General features: G+C 70.8%; 18 protein-coding genes. 6 read left to right on the forward strand and 12 right to left on the reverse strand.

What is annotated here, in order from left to right; genetic code table 11:
* Positions 1 to 10: 10 nt before the first annotated feature.
* The 4 genes from ACZ7L6_RS11615 to ACZ7L6_RS11630 form a co-directional block, all read right to left on the reverse strand.
* Positions 11 to 2,551, reverse strand: coding sequence for a hypothetical protein (locus tag ACZ7L6_RS11615; protein WP_471922404.1), 2,541 nt, complete (start codon positions 2,549 to 2,551; stop codon positions 11 to 13).
* Between the two features lie 159 nt (positions 2,552 to 2,710).
* Positions 2,711 to 3,112 carry a DUF6113 family protein gene (locus ACZ7L6_RS11620; RefSeq protein WP_471922406.1) on the reverse strand — a complete coding sequence of 134 codons (402 nt, stop codon included), beginning with the start codon at positions 3,110 to 3,112 and terminating at the stop codon, positions 2,711 to 2,713.
* Positions 3,109 to 3,981, reverse strand: coding sequence for an N-acetyl-1-D-myo-inositol-2-amino-2-deoxy-alpha-D-glucopyranoside deacetylase (mshB, locus tag ACZ7L6_RS11625; RefSeq protein ID WP_471922409.1), 873 nt, complete (start codon positions 3,979 to 3,981; stop codon positions 3,109 to 3,111). The genes ACZ7L6_RS11620 and mshB overlap by 4 nt, the downstream gene beginning before the upstream one ends.
* Before the next feature lie 30 nt (positions 3,982 to 4,011).
* Positions 4,012 to 4,206 carry a hypothetical protein gene (locus ACZ7L6_RS11630; protein WP_019755516.1) on the reverse strand — a complete coding sequence of 65 codons (195 nt, stop codon included), beginning with the start codon at positions 4,204 to 4,206 and terminating at the stop codon, positions 4,012 to 4,014.
* A gap of 175 nt (positions 4,207 to 4,381) precedes the next feature.
* Here ACZ7L6_RS11630 and ACZ7L6_RS11635 point away from each other — a divergent pair, with 175 nt between their 5' ends.
* Entirely contained in the window at positions 4,382 to 6,499 is a 2,118-nt protein-coding gene (locus tag ACZ7L6_RS11635; RefSeq protein ID WP_471922412.1) for a S9 family peptidase, read from the forward strand.
* A 148-nt stretch (positions 6,500 to 6,647) separates the two neighbouring features.
* On the opposite strand, the gene ACZ7L6_RS11640 is transcribed toward ACZ7L6_RS11635, so the two are convergent.
* The 5 genes from ACZ7L6_RS11640 to ACZ7L6_RS11660 form a co-directional block, all read right to left on the reverse strand.
* Complete coding sequence (locus ACZ7L6_RS11640; protein WP_471922414.1) at positions 6,648 to 7,685, reverse strand: ABC transporter ATP-binding protein; 1,038 nt, start codon at positions 7,683 to 7,685, stop codon at positions 6,648 to 6,650.
* Positions 7,678 to 8,661 carry an ABC transporter ATP-binding protein gene (locus ACZ7L6_RS11645; protein WP_471922416.1) on the reverse strand — a complete coding sequence of 328 codons (984 nt, stop codon included), beginning with the start codon at positions 8,659 to 8,661 and terminating at the stop codon, positions 7,678 to 7,680. The genes ACZ7L6_RS11640 and ACZ7L6_RS11645 overlap by 8 nt, the downstream gene beginning before the upstream one ends.
* Positions 8,662 to 8,838: 177 nt before the next feature.
* Positions 8,839 to 9,867 (reverse strand): ABC transporter permease, encoded by a 1,029-nt coding sequence (locus tag ACZ7L6_RS11650; RefSeq protein WP_471922418.1) that lies wholly within the window; start codon positions 9,865 to 9,867, stop codon positions 8,839 to 8,841.
* On the reverse strand, positions 9,860 to 10,783 hold the full coding sequence (locus ACZ7L6_RS11655) for an ABC transporter permease (RefSeq protein WP_471922420.1): 924 nt from the start codon (positions 10,781 to 10,783) through the stop codon (positions 9,860 to 9,862). The genes ACZ7L6_RS11650 and ACZ7L6_RS11655 overlap by 8 nt, the downstream gene beginning before the upstream one ends.
* 7 nt (positions 10,784 to 10,790) lie before the next feature.
* Positions 10,791 to 12,416, reverse strand: a complete 1,626-nt coding sequence (locus ACZ7L6_RS11660; RefSeq protein WP_471922423.1) for a peptide ABC transporter substrate-binding protein — start codon at positions 12,414 to 12,416, stop codon at positions 10,791 to 10,793.
* Between the two features lie 328 nt (positions 12,417 to 12,744).
* Here ACZ7L6_RS11660 and ACZ7L6_RS11665 point away from each other — a divergent pair, with 328 nt between their 5' ends.
* The 5 genes from ACZ7L6_RS11665 (at position 12,745) to ACZ7L6_RS11685 (ending at position 19,026) form a co-directional block, all read left to right on the forward strand.
* Positions 12,745 to 14,568, forward strand: coding sequence for an ABC transporter substrate-binding protein (locus tag ACZ7L6_RS11665; protein WP_471922426.1), 1,824 nt, complete (start codon positions 12,745 to 12,747; stop codon positions 14,566 to 14,568).
* Positions 14,569 to 14,573: 5 nt separating this feature from the next.
* A complete protein-coding gene (locus ACZ7L6_RS11670) occupies positions 14,574 to 15,626 on the forward strand; it encodes an ABC transporter permease (RefSeq protein ID WP_471922429.1) in 1,053 nt (350 codons plus the stop codon).
* A gap of 74 nt (positions 15,627 to 15,700) precedes the next feature.
* The gene (locus ACZ7L6_RS11675) at positions 15,701 to 16,624 is read left to right on the forward strand and encodes an ABC transporter permease (RefSeq protein WP_471923373.1); all 924 of its coding nucleotides are present in this window, start codon (positions 15,701 to 15,703) and stop codon (positions 16,622 to 16,624) included.
* A 154-nt stretch (positions 16,625 to 16,778) separates the two neighbouring features.
* Positions 16,779 to 17,753 (forward strand): ABC transporter ATP-binding protein, encoded by a 975-nt coding sequence (locus tag ACZ7L6_RS11680; RefSeq protein WP_471922431.1) that lies wholly within the window; start codon positions 16,779 to 16,781, stop codon positions 17,751 to 17,753.
* Positions 17,754 to 18,048: 295 nt separating this feature from the next.
* Positions 18,049 to 19,026 carry an ABC transporter ATP-binding protein gene (locus ACZ7L6_RS11685; RefSeq protein WP_471922434.1) on the forward strand — a complete coding sequence of 326 codons (978 nt, stop codon included), beginning with the start codon at positions 18,049 to 18,051 and terminating at the stop codon, positions 19,024 to 19,026.
* On the opposite strand, the gene ACZ7L6_RS11690 is transcribed toward ACZ7L6_RS11685, so the two are convergent.
* The 3 genes from ACZ7L6_RS11690 to ACZ7L6_RS11700 form a co-directional block, all read right to left on the reverse strand.
* Positions 19,016 to 19,405, reverse strand: a complete 390-nt coding sequence (locus tag ACZ7L6_RS11690) for a VOC family protein (protein ID WP_471922436.1) — start codon at positions 19,403 to 19,405, stop codon at positions 19,016 to 19,018. The genes ACZ7L6_RS11685 and ACZ7L6_RS11690 overlap by 11 nt on opposite strands.
* Positions 19,406 to 19,585: 180 nt before the next feature.
* Complete coding sequence (locus tag ACZ7L6_RS11695; RefSeq protein WP_471922438.1) at positions 19,586 to 20,731, reverse strand: ABC transporter ATP-binding protein; 1,146 nt, start codon at positions 20,729 to 20,731, stop codon at positions 19,586 to 19,588.
* Entirely contained in the window at positions 20,724 to 21,782 is a 1,059-nt protein-coding gene (locus tag ACZ7L6_RS11700; RefSeq protein WP_471922440.1) for an ABC transporter ATP-binding protein, read from the reverse strand. Before ACZ7L6_RS11700 ends, ACZ7L6_RS11695 begins: the two co-directional genes overlap by 8 nt.
* Between the last annotated feature and the right edge of the window lie 8 nt (positions 21,783 to 21,790).

Genomic DNA, 21,790 nt, shown 5'->3' on the forward strand with positions numbered 1-21,790 from the left:
GCGGGTACCGCTAGGTCGGGTTGGTGTCGATGGTGACGGTGCGCTCCGCCGCCGTCTTGCCGCGCAGAGCCTTGCGCAGGGCCGAGGCGACGTCCTGCGGCAGGACGTCACGCTTGCCGCTCGCGCCGTTGATCTGCACGCCGTCGAAGGTGGCGCCGTACGCCGCCTTGAGCGCCTTGAGGTCGTACGTGTCCACGAGCTTGCCGTCGACGGCCTTGACGCCGAGGATCTTCGGCAGGGACAGGGAGCCGAACGGGATGCTGTGCGCGGCGTCCGTCTGGATCGTCACCTTGCCGGCCATCGCCGGCTCGGCGAACTCCTTCATGAACCGGTCGACCTCGGCGTTCGTGACCGTCGGCTGCTGGGTGGTCGTCGGGACCTGCACCGGGGAAGACTTGCCCGTCTCCACCTGGGTGCGGTACGCCTCCTCGACCGCCGTGGTCGACTTGGCCACGTCGATGCCCTTGCCGGGCTTGCCGTACACGGCGACCGCCTTGCCGGTCTTGAAGGAGACCGTGCCCTCGGTCACCGAGCCGGAGCCGCCGGAGACCTGCTCCAGGGCGGCGTGCAGCTTCTCCTCGTCGGTGGGCATGACCGGGTCGACGACCCGCTCCTGGCCGAACAGCGCGCCGATGACCGAGACCGGGTTGTAGTCGCTGGTCGCGGCCGCACTGACCGTCTGCTGCATGTCGAACTGCAGCCCGGCCTTGTCCGGCTCCAGCGTGACGGTCCTGCCGCCCACCGACAGCTGCAACGGCTTGTTGACCTGGTCGTCGAAGGCGTCGTTGAGCTTCTTCACCGCCTCGTCGCGGGTGCCGCCGCCGATGTCGACGCCGAGCACGGTGGTGCCCTTGGGTACGTCGGAGTGGGCCATCAGCAGGCCGGCGCCGTAGACGCCACCGGCGAGGACGATCACGCCGCCGCCGATCAGGGCCAGCTTGTTGCGGCCCTTCTTCTTGGGCGTGCGGGAGGCCGGGGTGCTCGACGTGTCCGGCTCGGGCAGCTTCGGGGGCGTGTGCGGCCCGGGTGCGTCGGTGGCGCCCGGCCCGAAGGGCCCGCTCTGCGCGCCGGAGGGCACGACGGGGATGCCGCTGGTGACGGTGTGGCCGGAGACGTTGTCGGCGACGCCGCCGTAGTGCGGGGTGCCGGGCTCGGGGGCCGGTTTCTGCGGGGTGAGGATGGCGGTGTCGTCGCTCATGCCGCCGCCGGGGCCGAGGCCCGCGCCGTGGGGGGAGGCGCCGGGGCCGGCGGGACCGGCGGAGATACCGGGACCACCCGGGCCGGCGGGTCCGGGAGGACCGCTCGGACCGGCGGGGCCGGGGCCACCGGGCCTGCTCGGACCCGCGGAGATACCGGAACCGCTCGGACCACCCGGGCCTGCGGAGATACCGGAGCCGACCGGACCGCCCGGACGGCCGGGCGCACCGGAGCCGCCGGGACCCCCGGGACCGCTCGGACCACCGCGTCCGCCGAGTCCGCCCTGTCCACCGCCGGGGGCAGGTGGCACCGCCGGACCGTCGCCGGTGACCGGACCGGTCGTCGGGCCGGAGGGGCCCTGCGGGCCGCCCTGGCCGCCGCGGCCGTTCGGGCCGCCGAAGTCGCTCGGCCCGTTGAAGTCGCCGGAGCCGTCGAAGCCGTTCGGGGCGTTGAAGTCGGCTGCGGGGTCGAAACCGCCCGGGCCACCCTGGGCGCCGTAACCGGCCGGGCCCTCGGGGCCGCCCTGCGTGCCGTAGCCGTTCTGGCCGCCGCCGTTGTCCGAGAAGTACGGCAGGTCGTCACGGCGCGCCTCGCCACCGGGGCGCGAACCGTTGCCGTTGCCCAGCCCGCCTGCCGCCAGGGCCTCGGTCACGTCGAAGGAACCGGTGCCGCCGCCGTGCCCGGGAGCCACGGGCCCGCCGGTCGCGCCGGGGAGCCCCGTGCCGCCCTTCGCGCCGCCGGGGCGGGAGCCCGCGTCCGGCCGGGTGCCGTTCGCGCCGCCGGGCGCGCTCATCGAACCGACGACACCGCCGGGCCGACCGGCACCGGGCCGCGCACCGCCGGGCGCACCGGCACCTGCACCCGCGCCCGCGCCCGCGCCGCCGGGACCGCCCGCACCGGGGCCCGAACCGCCGGGCAGACCGGACCCGTTGCCTGCCGTTCCGCTCTGACCGCCCTTGCCCGCCGAGGACTTGCGCGGTGCGAACCAGTCGCTCGTCTTCTCCTCCGCCTGCGCCGCGGGCTCGGCCGGGGACTCGACGGTGCCCGTGGACGTGGAGGTGGGGGCGGACGGCGCCGGCGGCTCGGTGTCCGCGCCGGCGCCGGAGCTCTCGGCCTCGGCGACGGGCTTGCGTACGACGACCGGCGGAATGGGCCGCGACCCCGGGATGTTGATCCGGATCCGGGTCGTCAGCGTGGTCTCGGTCTTGCGTTCCTCCGGCTGCGTGGCCGAACGGCCCGCGTCCGTACCGCTGTCGGAAGCCATGGGGGTCCCGTACGGCGGCGTGCCCGAGGGGTATGCGGCTCCGCCGCGCCCGTTGGGCCCGGAGGACGGAGTGTCAGTTTCACGACTCAAGGCAGGTTCTCCCGGTTGGCTCCACCGCCTGTTCGACCTCATTACTTCGGGCGGATCGGCGGCGCGCACCACCATACTGGCCACTTCCGGGCCGTATCCCACGACCGCCTGGGAAACCCACACGGGACTCGCACGAGTGAGTTGTGGAGAAGTGGTACGTCACTTGCCATGTCGGACGCCGTCGGCGTCCGGTTGCCGCACGGGGGCGAGGGTGGCGCAGATCACAGCCACCGCCATGCCGCCGAGCAGGAAGAGGTAGGAGGCGGCTCCCGTGCCGAAGACGAAGTCGCCCTCCGGGCGGCTGGCGGTGAGCAGAATGACGGTGATCATCCAGCCGCCGGCGGGCGCGACGGCCCCGGCCCGGCTGCCCGTCGCCCGGGCGGCGCCCAGACAGAGCCCGGCCTCGCCCGCGAGCGCGAGCAGCAGCCCGCCCGGGAACCACGCCGGCTGCACCAGCGCCCCGGCCACACCGACGACGGCGCCGAGCACGAAGAGCCCGAGGTAGGCGAGGACCCGCAGACCGGAGGGCCGCTTCAGGGGCTGGGCGAGCATCGAGCTCATGACGCCTCCTCGGCACCGGCGACGGCGACACCGGCGAACAGGTCGGACTCCGTCTGCGCGCCCCGCTCACCGCGTACCAACTCGTAGTACTCGGTGGTGAAGAGGGGTTGCGCGAGCTCGTTGGAGAGAGCGAAGTACAGCTCGGCCACGTCGATCTGGGTGGCGTGCGCCCGCATCGCGGCGGCCTTGGCGGCGGCGTACCCGGTGCCGTCGATCACGGTGGTGATCCGCTCGTCGTCGACGACTCCGGGTACGTCGTCGACAGTGGCGGCCTTGCTGAAGGGCAGTCCGGGCAGATCCGCCTGAAGCCGGGCGAAGGCCTCCTCCGCGACGGTGCGCGGGACGCGGTTCCAGTAGATCTTGGGGATCTGCCATCCGGCGTCGGCGGCCAGCTCGGCCGCGCGCATGGCGATGCGGTGGGCCTGGATGTGGTCGGGGTGGCCGTAGCCGCCGTCGGGGTCGTAGGTGACGAGGACCTGGGGGCGGACCTCCAGGATCACCTCGACGAGAGCCCGGGCCGCGTCGTCGACGTCCGCCTGCCACAGCGAGGCCGGGTCCTCGTTGTCGGCGATGCCCATCATCCCGGAGTCCTCGTAGCGGCCCTTTCCGCCGAGGAGACGGAAGTCCTCGACGCCGAGCTCGCGCATCGCGGCGGTGAGCTCGCCCAGGCGGTGTTCGCCCAGCTCGGTGCCGGTGAGGTGGTGCAGCTCGGGAGGAATGACCTCGCCGTGCTCGCCGAGGGTGCAGGTGACCAGGGTCACGTGGGCACCCTCGGCCGCGTACTTGGCCATGGTCGCACCGTTGTTGATCGACTCGTCGTCCGGGTGCGCGTGCACCAGGAGGAGACGCCGGTCGGGCAGTTCCGTCATGGAGCCCACCCTACGAGGAGACCAGGAGGCTCAGAACTTGATGCTGCCGATCATGCCCGCGATGTTCGTCGTCAGCTCGCTGATGGTGGGAGCGACGGTCGAGGACGCCAGGTAGAAGCCGAGCAGCATGCAGACGACCGCATGCCCGGCCTTCAGCCCTGATTTCTTGATCAACAGGAAGACGATGATCGCCAGCAGCACCACCGCCGAAATCGAGAGTGCCACGGCGGCTCACCTCCAAGAATCCCAAGCGCGGGGGTCGGACTATGGGGGCAGATAAATCCATGCAGCAGCCAGCAGGTTCATACCCACTATGCGACAGTGATCATAACTATCCGTACGTGCGCATCGATCGGCGCACAGCCGCACAAGGGGGCGCACTGGCCAATATGGTCGGGGCATGACGACCGAGCCAGTCTCCTTCCCCCGACGGCACGCCCGCACCCAGAGGTTCACGCTCGGCGCGCCGCGCGCGTTCACGGTGGCGCCCGACGGCAGCCGTGTCGCGTTCCTGCGCTCCACCTCCGGTACGGACCCGGCGAGTTCGCTGTGGGTGCTCGACACGGTGGACGGCACGGAGCGCGTGGCGGCCGACCCGCGCGCCCTCCTGGGCGGCGCCTCGGAGGACCTCTCGCCCGAGGAGCGGGCGCGGCGCGAACGCAGCCGTGAGGCGGGCGCCGGCATCGTCGCCCACGCGACCGACACGGCCGTGGAGTTGGCGTCTTTTGCCTTGTCAGGGCGGCTTTTCGCGGCGGAGCTGCGGGCCGGTACGGCGCGCGAACTCCCCGTTCCGGGGCCGGTGATCGACCCCCGCCCCTCCCCCGACGGGCGGCACATCGCGTACGTCGCGCAGGGCGCCCTGCGGGTGGTGGGCGCCGAGGGCGAGGGCGACCGTGCGCTCGCCGAGCCGGAGTCGGAGGGGGTCACCTATGGGCTGGCCGAGTTCATCGCGGCCGAGGAGATGGGGCGCTACCGGGGCTTCTGGTGGGGTCCGGAGTCGGACCGGTTGCTCGTGGCGCGCGCGGACGACACGCCGGTGCGCCGGTGGTGGATCTCCGATCCGGCGCGTCCGGAGCGCGAGCCGCAGCAGGTTCCGTATCCGGCGGCGGGGACCGGGAACGCGGACGTACGGCTGTTCGTGATCGGTCTGGACGGGGTGCGCACGGAGGTCTCCTGGGACCGGGCGCGGTACCCCTATCTGGCGCGAGTGCACTGGTCAGCGGCGGGTGCGCCGCTTCTGCTCGTACAAGCGCGCGACCAGCGCAGCCAGCTGTTCCTGGCCGTGGACCCGGCGACCGGGGCGACGCGGATGGTGCACGCCGACGAAGATCCACAATGGCTGGAACTTTTCGCCGGTGTGCCCTGCTGGAGCCCTTCCGGGCATCTCGTGCGCATCGCCGACGAGGGTGGCGCCCGGGTGCTGACGGTGGGCGAACGTCCGCTGACAGGACCGCAGTTGCACGTCCGGGCGGTGCTGGACGTCTCCGACGACGACGTACTGATCTCGGCGTCGGCGGGTGAGGCCGCGGCCGATCCCGAGATCGGCGAAGTGCATGTGTACCGGGTGAACGAGCTCGGCGTGGAGCGCGTGTCCCAGGAGCCCGGCGTGCACTCGGCGGTGCGCGCCGGGGGCGTGACGGTCCTGGTGTCCCACGCCCTCGACCGGCCCGGCGCCAAGGTCCAGGTACTGCGCGAGGGAAAGCTCACCGCGACGGTCCGGTCGTATGCCGAAGATCCCGGTATGACCCCGCGCGTGACCCTCACTGAGGGGGGCGCACGACGCATCCCGTGCGCCGTGCTTATGCCTCGGGACTACGCCGGTGACACTCCGCTCCCGGTTTTGCTGGATCCGTACGGGGGACCGCACGGCCCTCGGGTGGTCGCCGCGCACAATGCCCACCTGACCTCGCAGTGGTTCGCCGACCAGGGGTTCGCGGTGGTCGTCGCGGACGGGCGCGGTACGCCGGGGCGCTCGCCCGCCTGGGAGAAGGCGGTCCATGGGGATTTCACGGTCTCGCTCGACGACCAGATCGACGCGCTCCAGGACCTCGCGAAGTCCCACCCGCTCGACCTGTCCCGGGTGGCGATCCGCGGCTGGTCGTACGGTGGCTGGCTGGCGGGGCTGGCGGTGCTGCGCCGCCCGGACGTCTTCCACGCGGGCATCGCGGGCGCCCCGGTCACGGACTGGCGCCTGTACGACACGCACTACACGGAGCGGTATCTGGGTGACCCCGCGAAGCAGCCGGAGTCGTACGCGAAGAGCTCGCTCGTCACCGACGACGGGCTCTCTTCCCCCGCCGAGCCGCACCGCCCGCTGATGATCGTGCACGGCCTGGCCGACGACAACGTGGTGGTGGCCCACGCCCTGCGCCTGTCCTCCGCCCTCCTGGCGGCCGGCCGCCCGCACGAGGTGCTGCCGCTGTCCGGAGTGACCCATATGACCCCGCAGGAGCAGGTCGCGGAGAATCTGCTGCTGCTTCAGGTGGACTTCCTGAAGCGGTCGCTCGGGCTCGCCTAGACAGCAACGGACCGGGGTGACATGGCGCACCCCGGTCCGTTTACGGCACCCGCACGGCCGTACGTTGTTCAGAGTGACGCGTCCGTATATCGGGATCGGGTCGACTGAGTTGCCTGCGTGTTAACGCGGTTGGTGTGCGTTTGTATGCCTATGCCGCCTCCTTCGGTGGGACCAACTGCTTCTCCTCGGCGAAATGACAGGCGGAGTCGTGCGCCTCGGGCCCGCTCAACGCCCGGAAACGCGACGGCACGGCGAGCTCCGGTACCTCCTGCGCGCAGCGTTCCCGCGCCTTCCAGCAGCGGGTGCGGAAGCGGCAGCCGGAGGGAACGTTCGTCGGGGACGGGACGTCGCCGGTGAGGATGATGCGCTCGCGGTGTGCACGGGCCTCCGGGTCGGGGACGGGGACCGCGGAGAGCAGGGCCTGGGTGTAGGGGTGCGTGGGGTGGTCGTAGATCTCGGTGTCCGTGCCGGTCTCCACGATCCGTCCGAGGTACATGACCCCGACGCGGTCGGAGATGTGCCGGACGATGGACAGGTCGTGGGCGATGAAGACGTAGGAGAGGTCGAACTCGTTCTGCAGGCGGTCCATCAGGTTGATGACCTGGGCCTGGACGGAGACGTCCAGCGCGGAGACGGGTTCGTCGGCGACGATGACGTCGGGGCGCAGGGCCAACCCGCGTGCGATGCCGATGCGTTGGCGCTGGCCGCCGGAGAACTGGTGCGGATAGCGGTTGATGTGCTCCGGGTTGAGGCCGACCACGTCGAGTAGGTCCTGGACCCTGCGGCGCCGGTCGCCCTTGGGGGCCGCCTCGGGATGGATGTCGTACGGCTCTGCGACGATGTCGCCCACCGTCATACGGGGGTTGAGGGAGGTGTACGGGTCCTGGAACACCATCTGGATGTTGCGCCGTACGGCCTTCAGGGCCCGGCCGGACAGTTTGGTGATGTCCTCGCCCTTGTAGCGGATCTCCCCCGCCGTCGGTCTCTCCAGGTTGACCAGCATCTTCGCGACCGTCGACTTGCCGCAGCCGGACTCGCCGACGATGCCGAGGGTTTCGCCGCGGTGGAGCGTGAAGTCGACGCCGTCGACCGCCTTCACCGAGCCGACCTGTTTCCTGAAGAGGACGCCCTGGGTGAGCGGGTAGTGCTTGACGAGCCCGGTGACCTGGAGAATCGGCTCAGCCATTGAGGCACTCCCTCCAGAAGTGGCAGGCGCTGCCGCGGGGTGTGTCCGACTCGGTGACCTCGTACAGCGGGGGTACGTCGGTGCGGCACACGTCGCGGGCCATCGGGCAGCGGGGGTGGAAGGCGCAGCCCTGCGGGGCGTTGACGAGGTTGGGCGGCAGGCCCTTGATGGCGTACAGCTCCCGGCCCTTGAGGTCCAGGCGCGGGATGGAGTCCAGCAGGCCCCGGGTGTACGGGTGGGCGGGCGCCTTGTAGATGTCGTGGACCGGCGCCGACTCGACGATCCGGCCCGCGTACATCACGGCGATGCGGTCCGCCACGTCCGCGACCACGCCGAGGTCGTGGGTGATGAGGACCAGGCCCATGGTGTACTCGCGCTGCAACTCCGCCAGCAGGTCCATGACCTGGGCCTGGACGGTGACGTCGAGGGCCGTGGTGGGCTCGTCGGCGATGATCAGGGCCGGTTCGAGGGCGAGGGCCATCGCGATCATGATGCGCTGGCGCATGCCGCCGGAGAACTGGTGCGGGTACTGCCGTACGCGCTCCTCGGCGGCCGGGATCCGCACGCGGTCCATCAGCTCCACGGCCTTGGCGCGGGCGTCCTTCCTCGACATGCCCCGGTGTACGACGAACATCTCGCCGAGCTGGTCCCCCACGGTCAGCACAGGATTCAGCGACGACAGGGCGTCCTGGAAGATCATCGCCATCTCGGCCCCACGGACCTTGCGCCGCTCCTCTTCCTTCAGCGTGAGCAGGTCCCGCCCCTGGAAGCGGATCTCGCCCCCGGTGATGCGCCCCGGCGGCATGTCGAGAATCCCCATCACCGCCTGCGCGGTCACCGACTTCCCGGACCCGGACTCCCCGAGAACGGCGAGCGTCTCTCCCGCCTCCACCCCGAAGTCGACCCCGTTGACTGCCTTGGCGACTCCGTCGCGGGTCCCGAACTCCACCCACAGATCCCGTACTTCGAGCAACATGGCGCCGACTCACCTCAACTTCGGATCGAGGGCGTCGCGCACGGTGCGCTCCGCTGGTGCCGCGACAGGCCGTCGATCGCCTGCGGCTCCGTCGTGGCTGGTCGCGCCCACGCGGCGGTAGCCGCACATGGACACAGCCTCGCGCCCGTTTGGGGCGATCCACACACCGCCACACCGTCACCTCAACTTCGGATCGAGGGCGTCGCGCACCGCGTCGCCGAGCATGATGAACGCCAGGACCGTGACCGCCAGGGCGCCCGAGGGCCACAGGAGGGCGTGGGGGGCGTTGCGGACGTAGGGGGAGGCGGCCGAGATGTCGATGCCCCAGGAGACGCTCGGGGGTTTCAGGCCCACCCCCAGGTAGGACAGGGTGGCCTCGAGGGCGATGTACGTGCCCAGGGCGATCGTCGCCACCACGATCACCGGGGCGACGGCGTTGGGCGCGATGTGGCGGAGCAGGATGCGGGAGTTGGAGGCGCCCAGGGCACGGGCGGCCTGCACGTAGTCGTTCTGCCGGGCGGTGATGACGGCGCCGCGGGCGATGCGGGAGATCTGCGGCCAGCCGAGCAGCACGATGAAGCCGATGACCGGCCAGACGGAGTTGCTCGTCACGACCGACAGCAGGACCAGGCCGCCGAGGACCACCGGGATGGCGAAGAAGATGTCGGTGACGCGGGAGAGGACCGAGTCCCACAGGCCCCCGAAGAAGCCGGCCAGCGCGCCCAGTACCGAGCCGAGCACCGCCACCCCGAGCGTGGCGCACACGCCGACCGCGACGGACGTACGGGCGCCGTGGACGGTGCGCGTGTAGACGTCGCAGCCCTGGCCGTCGTAGCCGAAGGGATGCCCGGGCGCTGAGCCCTGCTGGGCCTTGGCGAGGTCGCACTTGAGGGGGCTGCCGGAGGCGATCGCCGAGGGCCAGAAGGAGATGAAGAGCAGGAAGAGGATGATCAGGGCCGAGACCAGGAAGACCGGGTTGCGGCGCAGGTCCCGCCAGGCGTCGGACCAGAGGCTGCGGGGGCGGTCGGTGGAGGCGGCGCAGGGGTCCGGGCCCGTCGGCTCCGCGCCGACCTCCGGTTCCGCGGGCGCCCGTCCGCCGGGGCGAGGGCCTTCGAGGATCTCCGCCTCGCCGGCGGCCATATGCGTCGCGCCGCCCGATCCGCTGCCGGAGATCGCCCCCTCTGACTGGAACGGCTGGTCAGGCATAGCGGATCCTCGGGTCGAGTACGGCGTACAGGAGGTCGACGACCAGGTTGCAGAGGAGGAAGACGAGGACGAGGACCGTCACGAAGCCGACGACGGTCTGCGTGTTCTGGCGGAGGATGCCCTGGTAGAGCTGGTAGCCGACGCCGTGGATGTTGAAGATCCGCTCGGTGACGATCGCGCCGCCCATGAGGAAGCCGATGTCGGCGCCGATGAAGGTGACGACCGGGATGAGGGAGTTGCGCAGCAGGTGCCGGGTCACGACCCGGTGGCGCGGCAGCCCTTTGGCGATCGCCGTACGGACGTAGTCGGAGCGCCGGTTCTCCGCGATGGACGTCCGGGTCAGGCGGGTGACGTACGCCAGGGAGACCGAGGCGAGGACGAGGCCGGGGACGATCAGCTCGCCGAAGGGGGCGGCCGGGGAGACCGACGGCCGGATCCAGCCCCACTCCACGCCGAGCAGCAGCTGGAGCAGCAGGCCGGTGACGAAGGTGGGGACGGAGATGACGACGAGGGTGAGGAGCAGGACGCCCGTGTCGACGGGGCGGCCGCGGCGCAGGCCCGTGAGGACGCCCAGCGTGATGCCGATGAGGATCTCGAAGAGGATCGCCACGATCGTGAGGCGGATGGTGACCGGGAAGGCCGTCGACATCAGCTCGGTGACTTCCTGGCCGTTGAACGCCGTACCGAAGTCTCCGGTGAAGACGTTCCCCATGTAGGTCAGGTACTGCTGCCACACGGGCTGGTCGAGGCCGAAATCCTTCCTGAGCCGGCCGGCCGTCGCCGGGTCGCACTGCCGGTCGCCGCACAGGCCCGCGACGGGGTCGCCCATCACGTTCACCATGAGGAAGATCAGCAGCGTGGACCCGATGAACACCGGGACCATCTGCACCAGACGCCGGACGACGTACCGTCCCATGGCGGGCTCAGCCGACCTTGATCTCGTTGTAGACGGGGACGCTGAACGGGTTCAGGGCCACGTTCGACAGCCGCTCGGACCAGCCGGCACTGCCGTTCTGGTACCACAGCGGGATCGCCGCCATGTTGTCCCGGACGACCTCCTCGGCCTTCTGGAACATCTCCACGGCCTTCGCGGGGTCGGTCTCGGCGTTCGCCCGGTCGACGAGCCTGTCGAACTCCTCGCTCGACCACTTGCCGTCGTTGGAGGAGGCGCCCGTGTAGTAGAGCGGCTGGAGGAAGTTCTGGGTCAGCGGGTAGTCCATCTGCCAGCCCGCCCGGAACGGGCCGGAGAGCTTCTGGGTGGTGGACTTGCTGCGGAAGTCGGCGAAGGTGCCGATGGGGTTGCCGACGCAGGCCCGGTCGTTGTCCAGGGCGTTGTTGATGGAGTTGCAGACGGCGTCCACCCACAGCTTGTGGGAGCCGGTGTCCGCGTTGTACGTGATCTTCACCTGGCCGCCGGGCAGCCCGCCGCCCTCCTTGATCAGCTGCTTCGCCGCGGCGGCGTCGTACTCGCACCACTGGCCGCACAGCCCCGCCTTGTAACCGCCGTCCTTGCCGAGGACGGGTGAGGTCCAGTCGGTGGCGGGGGTGCGGGTCCCCTGGAAGATGGTCTTGGTGATCTGCTCGCGGTCGATCGCCCGGGACAGTCCCTTGCGGACCTTGACCGAGCCCGCCTTGTTCCAGTTCTTGTCGTAGTGGGGGAAGGCCAGGGTCTGGATGATGCCGGCCGGGGTGTTGAGGTAGCGGTCGCCGAGGTCCTTCTCGACGTTCTTCAGCTGCTGGGCCGGTACGTCGTCGACCAGGTCGAGGTTGCCGGCCAGCAGGTCGGTGTAGGCGGTGTTGTTGTCCGTGTAGACCTTGAGGGTGACGCCGCCGTTGCGGGCCGCGTCCTCGCCCGGGTAGGCGTCCCACTTCGTCAGGCGCATCTCGGAGCCCTTGGTGTACGCCTCCACGGTGTACGGCCCGTTGCCGACGGGCTTGGCCAGCCAGCCGGCGTGGTCGTCGAAGAACGCCCGCGGCAGCGGCACGAAGGCGTTGTAGCCGAGGGTGTCGGGGAAGCTGGAGAACTTCTGGCTGAGTCTGACGGTGAAGGTGCGGTCGTCGAGCACCTTCAGCCCGGACATCGTCTCGGCGCGCTGCGCACCCTTCTCCGGGTGGACCTGGTCGTAGCCCTCGATGTAGCCGAAGAAGTACGCGTTCTTCTGGCTGTTCTTCAGGCTCGCCCCGTAGTTCCAGGCGTCCACGAACGACCGGGCGGTGACCTTCTCGCCGTTGCTGAAGGTCCAGCCGTCCTTGACGGTGACGGTGTAGTTCCGCGAGTCGGTGGTCTCGATCCTCTCGGCGAGCATGTCCTCGGCCTCGCCGGTCCTGGGGTCGTACCGCTTCAGTCCGCGGAAGATCATGTCGAGCACCTTGCCGCCCTGCACCTCGTTGGTGTTGGCCGGCTCCAGCGGGTTCTGCGGATCGGTCCAGGACGAGCTGAGCACCGCGTCGCCGCCCGCGCCGCTGCCGTCCCCGCCCCCGCAGGCCGTCGCCGCGAGGGCGACCGCCACCGCGCAGGCGGCCCGTCCGGCGTGCGTGGCTGTGCGCATGCTGCCTCCTCCTGACGGCGCCGCCCCTGTTTCGCCGCGCCCTGGCAGCAAATATCGGCAGCCGGGAGGGACTGTGCATGTGCACGGCACCCATCCGGGGCGCCGTTAGCCCGTTCGGCGTCAGGCGCTGCGCGAAAGCACCGTCAGGGCCCCACCAGGAGCTCTTCACCGGTGTGGACCAATGGCTGTCTCAATCTCATCACTTCGCTTTTTCCGCAGGCCAGATGGGGTTTCATGCACTGCTCACGGGCGCAGTAAAAGCGCTGACAGTCCAACAAGCCGTTCCAACCAGCCGTCCCTGTGCAAGCGATGACGCGAGGTCACGACCATGAGCACTCACGAGCAGCACAGCAGAGCGCGGCGGCTCCTCGCCGCCGCCGGAGCAGCCACCCTGACCCTGGCGGCCGGACTCGTGCCGCACCAGGCGGTGGCGGCGGACGGCGACAAGGTCCTCACCGTCGCGGTCGCACAGAGCGTCGACTCGCTGAGCCCCTTCCTGGCGTCGCGGCTCCTCAGCACCAGCATCCACCGGCTGATGTACGAGTACCTCACCAACTACGACCCCAAGGACGCGCACGCCGTCCCGGCCCTGGCGACCAAGTGGGAGTCCTCGCCGGACAAGCTGACCTGGACGTACACGATCCGCTCCGACTCCAAGTGGTCGGACGGCCGGCAGACCACCGCCGAGGACGCGGCGTGGACGTTCAACACGATGATGACCGACGAGGGCGCGGCCACCGCCAACGGCAGCTTCGTCGCCAACTTCAAGAAGGTGACGGCCCCGAGCCCGACCGAGCTGGTCATCGAGCTGAAGAAGCCGCAGGCCACGATGACGGCGCTGGACGTGCCGATCGTGCCGAAGCACGTCTGGGAGAAGGTCGGCGACTTCTCGGAGTTCAACAACGACAAGAAGTTCCCCGTCGTCGGGAACGGGCCGTTCATCCTCACCGGCTACAAGCCCGACAGCTATGTGCGCCTGAAGGCCAACAAGGACTTCTGGCGCGGGGCCCCGAAGTTCGACGAGCTGGTCTTCCGGTACTACAAGGACCAGGACGCCGCGGTCGCCGCCCTGCGCAAGGGCGAGGTCTCCTTCGTCGCCGGAGCGCCCGCGCTGACACCCGCTCAGGCAGCGTCTCTCAAGGGCGAGAAGAACATCCACGTCAACGACGCCCCGGGCCGCCGCTTCTACGCCCTCGCCGTCAACCCCGGCGCACGGGCGAAGAACGGCCAGAAGTTCGGTGACGGCCACCCGTCGCTGCTGGACGAGCGGGTGCGGCACGCCCTGTTCATGGCGGTCGACCGCAAGACCATCATCGACAAGGTGTTCCAGGGGTACGCGGTGCAGGGCCAGGGCTATATCCCGCCGCGCTTTGCCCCGTACTTCTGGAAACCGGCCGACGGCCAGGAACTCGCCTACGACCCCGCCGAGGCCGCCCGCCTCCTCGACCAGGCGGGCTACAAGAAGAACGGCGACGGCAAGCGCGTCGGCAAGGACGGCAAACCGATCACCTACCGCGTCCTGTGCCACGCCACCGACCCCAACGACAAGGCGGTCGGCCAGTACCTGAAGGAGTGGTGGGCCGAGCTCGGCATCGGCATGAACCTCGACTGCGTGGACAACGTCAGCGATCCCTGGCTCGCGGGGAACTACGACCTCGCCTTCGACGGCTGGTCCGTCAACCCGGACCCGGACTTCGTACTGTCGATCCACACCTGCGGCGCGCTGCCCGCGACCCCGAAGGACACGGGCGCCACCGACAACTTCATCTGCGACAGGAAGTACGACGACCTGTACGCGCGGCAGCTCGCCGAGTACGACCCCGCCAAACGGGCGGACATCGTCAAGCAGATGGAGTCACGGCTGTACGACCTCGGGTACATGAACGTCATGGCGTATCCGAACGCGGTCGAGGCGTACCGCACGGACCAGATCGAGTCGATCACGACGATGCCCGCGAAGGCGGGCAACATCTACGGGCAGGACGGCTACTGGAGTTGGTGGTCGGCGACCCCGGCGGACTCCGACGGCTCCTCCGGCGGCTCCGGCTCGACGGGCGTCGTCATCGGGGTCGCCGTCGGTGCCGCCGTCCTCGTCGGTGCGGGTGTGCTCTTCGCGCTGCGCCGCCGGGCCACCGCCGAGGAGCGCGAGTAGCGCCGATGACCGCCGACGCACCCTCCACCGCGGCCGTCAAGGCCGCCGCGCCCGCGGCCCGGGGACCGCGGGCGCGCACCACCACGCGCTATCTGCGGTACGGCGCCGGGAAGGTGGGCGGCGCCGCCGTCTCCCTGCTCGCCGTCCTCGTCACCGGGTTCTTCCTGTTCCGGCTGATCCCCGGCGACCCGGTCAAGACGATGACGGGCGGCCGCCCCATCTCCGCGGAACAACTTGCCGCCTACCGCAGGGAGTTCGGGCTCGACCTGCCGCTGTGGCAGCAGTTCACCGACTACTGCGGCAAGGCGCTCACCGGGGATCTGGGGACGTCGTACCAGTTCCGGGCGCCTGTCGTCGACAAGATCTCCGAGGCGCTGCCCAACACCCTGCTGCTGACCGGCACCGCGTTCGTCCTGTACACCCTGCTCGGCATCGTGCTGGGCACCCGCTCGGCCTGGCGGCACGGCGGGCTCGGCGACCGACTGAACACCGGTCTGGCGCTGACGCTCTACTCGGTCCCGTCGTTCTGGCTGGGCCTGCTGCTCATCATCGTGTTCTCGGTGGGGATCGGCCCGATTCCCGGGCTGTTCCCGACCGGTGGCATGGAGTCCGGCAGTGAGGAGGGCTTCGCGTACGTCCTCGATGTCGCCCACCATCTGATCCTGCCCGTCGTCACGCTGGTCGCGGTCGAGTACGGCCAGACCCTGCTGGTGGCCCGCTCGGCCCTCCTCGACGAGATGGGCAGCGACTACCTGACGACCGCCCGCGCCAAGGGCCTCAGGGACGACCTGGTCCGGCGCCGGCATGCCGTGCCGAACGCGCTGCTGCCGACGGTGACGCTGGTCTTCGTCAATCTGGGCCGGACGGTCGCCGGCGTGATCCTGGTCGAGACGGTGTTCTCCTGGCCGGGGCTGGGCGGGCTGTTCTACCAGGCGCTGAGCGTGCCCGATCTGCCGCTGGTGCAGGGCCTGTTCCTCTTCTTCGCAGCGGCGGTGATCGTCATGAACACCCTGGCCGACCTGGTCTATCCGCTGCTCGACCCCCGGGTGGGCCGATGACGACCGAACCCACGGCGCCCGAACCGACGGCGACCGAGACCAAGGCGACCGGGATCAAGGCGACCGGGACCGACATGACCGGGACGACCGGGACCGAGGCGCGGGCGGCCGGTCCGCGGGCCCTCGCGTGGCAGCGGCGGCGCCGGTCCGCCGCACGCTTCTGGAAGCAGTACCGCACCCATCGCGCGGGGCTGGTGGGCCTCATGGCCCTCGCCCTGTTCGCGCTGCTGGCGCTGACCGCCCCGCTCACGGTCGGCTCGGACGTGGCCGGTGTGACCGGGGCGCCCGGGCAGCCGATGGAGAGCCCGAGCGCGCAATTCCCCCTGGGCACCGATCGGTTCGGGCGGGACCTGCTGGGCCTGGTGGTGTGGGGCTCGCGGGTGTCGCTGCTGGTCGGGCTGCTCGCCGCGGCGCTGTCGGTGGCGATCGGCACGCTGGTCGGGATCACCGCGGGGCACTTCAAAGGGGCGTACGGCACCGTGCTGATGCGGATCACCGACTGGTTCCTGGTGATGCCGACCCTGGTCCTCGCCATCGCGCTGGCCACCGTGATGTCCCGCTCGCTGGGCACGGTCGTGCTGGCGATCGGCGTGACCTCCTGGCCGACCACGGCCCGGCTGGTGCGGGCGCAGACACTGGCGGTGGAGTCACGGCCGTACATCGAACGGGCGACGGCGCTGGGTGGCGGTCACTGGCACATCATGTCGCGGCATGTGCTGCCCAACGTGATGCCGCTGGTGCTCGCCCAGACGACCCTGATGATCTCGTCCTCCATCCTCGCCGAGGCGACGCTCGCCTTCCTGGGGCTGGGCGATCCGACCGTCGTGTCCTGGGGCGGGCTGCTCCAGGACGCGCGGGAGGCGGGGGCGGTCAGCTCCGGGAACTGGAGCTATCTGGTGCCGCCGGGCATCGCGATCGCGGTGGTGGCGCTGGCGTTCACGCTGTGCGGGCGTGCGGTGGAGTCGGTACTGAACCCCAGGCTGGGGGTGGGGCGTTGAGATCGCTCGACGGGTGGGGTGGCTGCCGGGCCGACACGCGGGGTGACTGCGTCGGCGCGCGGGGCGGCTCGGCCGCAGCGCCTGCCCACGCGTCCCGCCGGTCTGCTCGGCAAACCGTCCTCAACTCCCTCGACCCCACAGCGGAGGCGACGCCTTGACCCTCCTCGACGTCAGAAACCTGACGGTGACCTACGCCGGCGGGGCGGCCGCCGTGCGGGGCGTCGACCTGACGCTGGCGGCCGGGCAGAAGCTCGGTATCGCGGGCGAGTCGGGCTGCGGCAAGTCGACGCTCGCCCTCGCCCTGCTGCGGCTGCTGCCGGCCGGGACCCGGATCGGCGGGGAGATCCTGCTGGACGGCGAGGACGTCCTCACCATGAAGTGGGGCCGGGTGCGGGCGGTGCGCTGGGCCGGGGCCTCCATCGTCTTCCAGGGCGCGATGCACTCGCTGAACGCCGTCCACCGCGTCGGGGACCAGATCGCCGAGCCGATCCTGCTGCACCGGAAGGCGACCTTGGCGGGCGCGAAGAAGAGGGCCGGCGAGCTCCTGGAACACGTGGGCCTCCCGGCGGCGCGGGCATCGGCGTATCCGCACGAGCTGTCCGGCGGCCAGCGCCAGCGCGTGATGATCGCCATGGCCCTGGCCTGCGACCCCCGCCTGATCATCGCCGACGAGCCGACCACCGCGCTGGACGTGATGATCCAGGCACAGATCCTCCGCCTCATCGAACAGCTCGTCACGGAACAGCAGTTGGGCCTGATCGCGATCAGTCACGACCTGGCGGTCCTCGCCGACACCTGCGACCGGCTGGCGGTGATGTACGCGGGCCGAGTGGTCGAGGAGGGCCCGGCGCGCACGGTCTACGAGGACGCCCGGCACCCCTACGGCAAGGCCCTGTCGGAGGCGTTCCCGAGAATCGGCGACCCGGCCTCCCGCTTCGCCCCGCGCGGCCTCCCGGGCGACCCACCGGACCCGTCCGCCGTGCCCTCCGGATGCGCCTTCCACCCACGCTGTCCGGTCGCACTGGAGTCCTGCGCGGTGGACGACCAGGAGCTCCGGGAGACCGACGAGGACCGCAGGGCGGCGTGTGTGCACGTACGGGCGCCCCAGGACGCGGGGAGCCGGCCGTGACCTTCTTGAGCGCACGAGGTCCGAGCGAGCCGGGCTGCGGCAGGACGGCGCCGGCCCGCCCGCCGCTCTCTCTCGTGCCGCCGACGCAGGGGCGGCGAGCAGCCGGTACACACACGCAGGCACCCCAGGGCGCGAGGAGGCCGACCATGAACCTTCTCAGCGCCCGACGTCCGGCCCAGCCGGGCTGCGGCAGGACGGCGCCGGCCCGCACACTGCCCGACCCGATGCCGCCGGTCCAGAGGCGGCGAACGGCCCGTCCACACGCGCAGGCACCCCAGGACGCAAGGAGCCGACCATGACCCTCCTGAGCGCACAAGGCCTGCACATCACCTACCCCGGCCGGCACGGCGCCCTGCCCGCCCGCGCGGTGGACGGCGTCGACCTCGACATCGGTGCCGGCGAGATCGTGGCGCTCGTCGGCGAGTCCGGCTGCGGCAAGACGACGCTGGCCCGTGCGCTGCTCGGACTGGTGCCGCCGACGCAGGGGCGGGTCGTGTTCGACGGCGAGCAGCTGCGGTACTCCTCGCGGGCTCTGAAGGCGTACCGGCGGCGGGCCCAGCTGGTCCTCCAGGATCCGACCGGGTCGCTGAACCCACGGCACACGGTGTACGACGCGGTGGCGGAGGGCCTGCGGATCCACGGCCACGGCGGCGACGAGCGTACGGCCGTGGCAGAGGCCCTCTCCAGGGCCGGCCTCCGACCCCCCGAGCGCTTCTTCCTGCGCTACCCGCACGAACTGTCCGGCGGCCAGCGCCAACGGGTCGTCATCGCCGGCGCGTTGGTCCTCGAACCCGAACTCCTCGTCGCCGACGAGCCGGTGGCCTCCCTGGACGCCTCCGTACGCGGCGAGATCCTCGCCCTGCTGCTACGGCTGCGCACCGAGCTCGGCCTGTCGGCACTGGTGGTGACCCACGACCTGGGCCTGGCGTGGAACATCGCGGACCGGGTGGCCGTGATGTACCTGGGCCGGATCGTGGAGACGGGGGACGTGGAGCAGGTGCTGACGGCGCCCCGACACCCGTACACCCAGGCGTTGTTGTCGGTCCTGCCCGAAGCACCCGGCGATCCGGTGGTTCTGACCGGCGAACCGCCGGACCCGTCCCGCATCCCCTCCGGCTGCCGCTTCCACGCCCGCTGCCAGGTGCTGGCGAGCGGGGAGGCGGAGAGGGCGGGAGTGGCCGACGCCTGCCGGACGAAGGATCCGGAGGTCCTCGGCGGAGGCGCGCAGGCGCAGGTGGCGTGCCACTGGGCGCGGGCGGGCATCACGGCCTGACGCCGGCCACCAGCTCCACCTCGAAGCCGTCGGTGTTCGCGAGGTAGGCGGCGTAGTGCTGGGGGCCGCCGGCGTGCGGGTACCGGTCGGCGAAGAGGGGGGTCCAGCCGTGGGCGGGGGCCTCGGCGGCCAGCGCGTCCACCTCCTCGCGGGTTCCGGCGTGGAAGGCGAGGTGGTTGAGGCCCGGGCGGGTGCGGTCGTGCTCGGTGGCGGTCAGCGCCGGTGACTGCTCCACGACGAGGTAGGTCGGGCCGAGACGCCAGCTGCGGCCGTGCTCCCAGTCCTGGTACGGGGTGTAGCCGAGTCGGGTGAGCAGCCAGCCCCACTCCCCCGCCGCACGCGGCAGATCAGGGACCCAGAGCTCGACGTGATGCAGCATTTCCCTCCCGGAACCCGCCCCGAAAGGGGCGCGGGGCTGTGTCGATGTGCGGCTCCGCCGCGTGGGCGCGACCAGCCCCGACGGGGCCGCGCAGAACCCACAAACCGCCGCCCAGAACGCCAGTTCCCGGCACCCCTGCAGCGAGGGGCACCGGGAACAACGGCCAAGCCGTCGCAGACGCTACGCGTGGACGACGTCCTTCTCCTCGGCGAAGTGGCACGCCGACTCGTGGGCCGCCGGGGTGTCCTCGCCCTTGAAGCGCTCCGGGACCGCCAGCAGCGGGACCTCCTCGGCGCACTTGTCCTGTGCCTTCCAGCAGCGGGTGCGGAAGCGGCAGCCCGACGGCGGGTTGGCCGGGGACGGGACGTCGCCGGTGAGGATGATCCGCTCGCGGTGGTCGCGGGCGTCCGGGTCGGGGACCGGGACCGCCGACAGCAGCGCCTGGGTGTAGGGGTGCGTCGGGTGGTCGTAGATCTGCTCGTCGGTGCCGATCTCGGCCATCTTGCCGAGATACATCACACCGACCCGGTCCGAGATGTGCCGGACGATCGACAGGTCGTGGGCGATGAAGATGTAGGACAGGTTGAACTCGTCCTGCAGTCGCTCCATCAGGTTGATGACCTGCGCCTGGACGGACACGTCCAGCGCGGAGACCGGCTCGTCGCAGATGATGATCTCGGGGTTCAGGGCCAGGCCGCGGGCGATGCCGATGCGCTGGCGCTGACCGCCGGAGAACTGGTGCGGGTAGCGGTTGATGTACTCCGGGTTCAGACCCACGACGTCCAGCAGCTCCTGGACCTTGCGGCGCCGGTCGCCCTTCGGGGCCACCTCGGGGTGGATGTCGAAGGGCTCCCCGATGATGTCGCCCACCGTCATACGGGGGTTGAGCGAGGTGTACGGGTCCTGGAACACCATCTGGATGTTCCGGCGGACCGCCTTCAGCGCACGCCCGGACAGCTTGGTGATGTCCTGGCCCTTGTAGAAGATCTCGCCGGCCGTCGCCCGCTCCAGGTTCATCAGGAGCTTGGCAACGGTGGACTTGCCGCAACCCGACTCGCCCACGATGCCCAGCGTCTCGCCCTGGTACAGGTCGAAGGAGACACCGTCGACGGCCTTGACCGCGCCGACCTGCTTCTTGAACAGGATGCCCTGGGTGAGCGGGAAGTGCTTCACCAGGTTGCGCACCTGCAGGATCGGCTCACCCCGCTCCACAGGTGCCTCGATCGCGGCGACCGACTCCGACTCGGAGTGCGCGTCGACGACCTCGACCTCGGAGACGTTCGGCGTGGCGTCCTGCGGCTCGTCGTTCTTGCTGAGCTCAGCCATGGATCGTCTCCTTCCAGAAGTGGCAGGCCGAGCCGCGGCCGGCCAGCTCGGTGCCGTCCCGCTCGGCGACCGGGAGCAGGGCCGGGATGTCGGTACGGCAGACGTCCTGGGCCTGGGGGCAGCGCGGGTTGAAGGCGCAACCGGTCGGGATGCGCAGCAGGTTGGGCGGCAGACCCTTGATCGCGTACAGCTCCTGGCCCTTCTGGTCCAGGCGCGGGATCGAGTCCAGCAGACCCTTGGTGTACGGGTGCGCGGGGCGCTTGTACAGCTCGTGGACCGGGGCGCGCTCCACGATGCGCCCCGCGTACATCACCGCGATCTTGTCCGCGACGTCGGCGACCACGCCGAGGTCGTGGGTGATCAGGATGAGACCCATGTTGTACTCGCGCTGCAGCTCCGCCAGCAGGTCCATGACCTGGGCCTGGACCGTCACGTCGAGGGCCGTGGTGGGCTCGTCGGCGATGATCAGGTCCGGCTCCAGGGCGAGCGCCATCGCGATCATGATGCGCTGGCGCATACCGCCCGAGAACTGGTGCGGGTAGTCGTTGACGCGGGCCGCGGCGGCCGGGATCTTCACCCGGTCCATCAGCTCGATCGCCTTGACCTTGGCGTCCTTCTTGGACATGCCCTGGTGGACGCGGAACATCTCGCCGAGCTGGTAGCCGACGGTCAGGACCGGGTTCAGCGAGGACAGCGCGTCCTGGAAGATCATGGCGATGCGCTGGCCGCGGATCTTGCGGCGCTCCTCGCCGGACATCTTCAGCATGTCCTGGCCGCGGAAGAGGATCTCGCCCTGCGGGATCTTCGCCGGCGGCATGTCGAGGATGCCCATGATGGCCTGCGCGGTGACGGACTTGCCGGAGCCGGACTCGCCGAGCACGGCGAGCGTCTCGCCCGCGTTCACGCTGTAGTTGACGCCGTTGACGGCCTTGGCGAGGCCCTCGCGGGTGTGGAACTCGACGTGCAGGTCACGCACTTCGAGCAGCGGGGTACCGTCGCCGCCGCCGTCGCGGGGCGACGGCACGGGAGCGACTTCTTCGATGATGGTCACGTACGCCT

Source organism: Streptomyces sp. NPDC107522, assembly GCF_055657525.1.